This window comes from Bacillus sp. LR_5 (assembly GCF_042709275.1).
Genome location: NZ_JAVAXX010000523.1, coordinates 1 through 2,223, shown reverse-complemented (window position 1 = coordinate 2,223; position 2,223 = coordinate 1). Strand labels below are relative to the sequence as shown.

Genomic DNA, 2,223 nt, shown 5'->3' with positions numbered 1-2,223 from the left:
ATTTTAAGAATAAAAAACCATACCAGCATTACTTGTTATGGTTCATAAACTAGGCTTTTAATAAAGTGAACTGTGTTTTCTGTTACAAAATCGCACTTACACTTGTTAATTTATATTCAGGAGTAAAAATGAAGTCGAAATCTAATTTAAGCAATAATTGGCTTTTATCTATTATCGTTGATAATTTCTACTAACTCCTCAACCGTGAAAGCTGGTTTTTTCTTATGCAACATAGCATGACAATTTGGACAAACTGGACGTAAATCGTTGATCGGGTCAATTTCGTACTCCTTGCCTATCTGATTTAACTCAATTATATGATGTACGTGAATAAAGCCTTTACCCAATTCTCCGAATATCTTCTCAAAATCAAACCCACAAATGACACAACTAAAACCGTAATGCTCTAAACACTTTTTCCTCGCCATGGGATTTCTCTCATAAACGTTGACTGATACCTTTTTTGTGGCTCCTTCAATATATCTTGTTGGTTTATCAATTTCTTCAGCCATTTGATTATGTCGGATTTCTTTTTCATCATTAAATTCCCAAATAATTTTGACTGGCTTAGTGTTATGAAATTCTTTTACTCTAGCATTTCCTTGGTAAGTAAACAGGGGATTATTACTATCTTCCCGTGTGAAAATATAAATATTACCTTTGGGTTTTAACATAGACTGAATAGAAGCATTTTGTAATGAATGACTATTCTTACCAAACCATTGAAGGTCATCTCCGATAAATTTATTATCGTAATCATGCCCCGTTCTTCCGGCAGAACTTATATTGACAAAGACAAATACATCATTATTAAACGAAGTATACCCCGTGTTCCAATTCCCGCCCTGTTTACCCTCTGGTACATTAAAAATCTTGTAAATATTTTTTCTTGAGTATTGTTCTCCAATTCTCAAAGGATGTGCATCAGTGTTATGAATCAATGAAGATATCTTTTTAAATGCTTTTGGATTTAACGGCATTGATGAGGCTTGAAACCCTTCGATTAAGTACTTATCATATTCATCATTTTCAAAATCTAGATCCTCAAGTAAGATTGGTGAATGCAGCAAATTCTTTATGTATCTAACTGGTACTCGGTAATTGAAATGATCACTTTCTTCATAATAATAATTTTCATCCTTATCAGATGAGTAGACGGGTTTTCCCGTTATTTCTACTACCGCATAAATACCTCGATTTAATTTTGGTTTACCATTTAACATTTCTTTATTTCGGTTATCATGTCCAACTCTAATTAGCCCTTGTTGACCTTCCTTAAACCACTCTTTTTGCCAACTTGTAATGGAAAATGTATCTTCTATTTGGTTTGAACTCAAAAAATCATCAATAGCCCAAACCTTTGGGTTACAGAAAAATGTCCAGAACCCTGTCGGTTTAATGGCTTGTTTATCTTTTATGTGTAGTGCAACTGATTTCCCTAAACTCACTTTTAGTTCCCCCATATTCTGTATCTCTTTTTATTATACAGTCTTCCTAACACTATCTTCGGAATTTAATGGAGATAGCTACAGCAGAGCAAAATGGGTTTCCTATGTAGGCAGTACTGTTGTTCTTGCAATAGTTGGTCCGAAATGTATTGATAAAGTATCCAAAGTTGCAAAAGCCGGTTCAAAAGTTGCTGCACTTAAGACACTTGAAGTTTCAAAAACAGGAATAAAAAAAGGTATTGAATACGTTAAAATACCAAGTGTTTTTGAACAACAGTACGCAATGGCTGGTGGTTCAGGGACTTTTCCTTTTAACGTGCTTGATGGAGAGAATTATAAAAACTCTGCACTTGAAATATTTAAGAACTCGTCTACTGTACAAGGATTAAAGAAAGCTAAACCGCATGAAGTTGTAAACGAATTAAAAACCTTCCAAAGCAGAAAATACACTTTTGGAGGACAATCATTCCTCATTGATAAGCGAGGAATGAAGCATATTTTAGAGCGCCATCATCCTAATTTATGGGATGGTTCAATTAAGTCTCAACAATCTTTTCTCAATAAAGAGATGACTGTTAACGATGTTGCAGATGCGATAGAATCAATTATGAAACAAAACCGTGAAGAGTTAACAAAAAAAGGAACTAAATTTAGTTATCAAATTCGAGGAACATATGAGGGTCAAAAATATGTTGTTGGCTTTCAAAAAGGAAGAGTAGGACAATTCTATCCAGAAAAATAGGAGAGGTAAAATGTTTTATATTGAATCATTAAT

At 33.5% G+C, this 2,223-nt stretch carries 1 protein-coding gene and 1 pseudogene; one reads left to right on the top strand and one right to left on the bottom strand.

The window, feature by feature from the left end; translation table 11 throughout:
- Positions 1-164: 164 nt before the first annotated feature.
- Positions 165-1,448, bottom strand: coding sequence for a DUF3427 domain-containing protein (locus RAC86_RS37980; RefSeq protein WP_377886887.1), 1,284 nt, complete (start codon positions 1,446-1,448; stop codon positions 165-167).
- 67 nt (positions 1,449-1,515) lie between these two features.
- On the opposite strand from RAC86_RS37980, the pseudogene RAC86_RS37975 reads away from it, so the two are divergent.
- Positions 1,516-2,190, top strand: a pseudogene (locus RAC86_RS37975) (hypothetical protein); the annotation flags it as partial.
- Between the last annotated feature and the right edge of the window lie 33 nt (positions 2,191-2,223).